Origin of the sequence: Flavonifractor sp. An100 (assembly GCF_002161175.1) — a bacterium.
Taxonomy (GTDB): Bacteria; Bacillota; Clostridia; order Oscillospirales; family Oscillospiraceae; genus Lawsonibacter.
In genome coordinates, this window is sequence record NZ_NFMA01000063.1 from 1 (window position 1) to 629 (window position 629).

The 629-nt window shown below is 52.5% G+C and carries 1 protein-coding gene; it reads left to right on the forward strand.

Annotation, left to right across the window (positions count from 1 at the left end; all coding sequences use genetic code 11):
* Positions 1-629 (forward strand): transposase (locus B5E43_RS14775; protein WP_143383032.1); only part of this gene is annotated, 629 nt, incomplete at both ends.

Below are 629 nucleotides of genomic sequence, written 5' to 3' on the forward strand. Positions count from 1 at the left end.
TTTCTGCAAAGCTCCGGTTTCCGCTTCACAGCGTTTCTGTCGGACGCATTTGGCGCTTCCGGGCGAAACATCATCCGTCATCTCATGGAATACGGAAATATTTCGCGGGAAGCTCTGGACCGGTGCCTGAAAACGCAGACCCGGAAACGTATCGACGAAATACTGATTGCCTTGAACGGTTCGCTCTCGGAGCACCAGCGCGGCTTTCTTCGCATGATATTTGGGCACTTGGAAGCGCTTGAACAGCACCGCCATACTGTGGAGGACGCTATTACGAAAGAGATCACAAAGCACGAAGAGGCATTGAGCCTCCTGTGCTCCATACCAGGCATTGATGTAACTGCGGCAGCAGCCATTATCGCGGAGATTGGTACCGATATGAGTGCCTTTCCGGATTCCCAGCATATATGCTCCTGGGCTGGTTTGAGTCCCGGTAACAACGAGAGTGCCGGAAAACGCAAGAGTGCTCACATTAACAAAGGTAATCCGTATCTGAAGAGTATGCTCTGCGAGGTGGGATGGGTCATCTCCGGAAAACGAAGCTTGTACCTCTCCGGTTGGTACTGGAGGATAAAACAGCGGAAGGGCGCTAAACGTGCAACGATTGCTTTGGCTCGCAAACTGCTGGC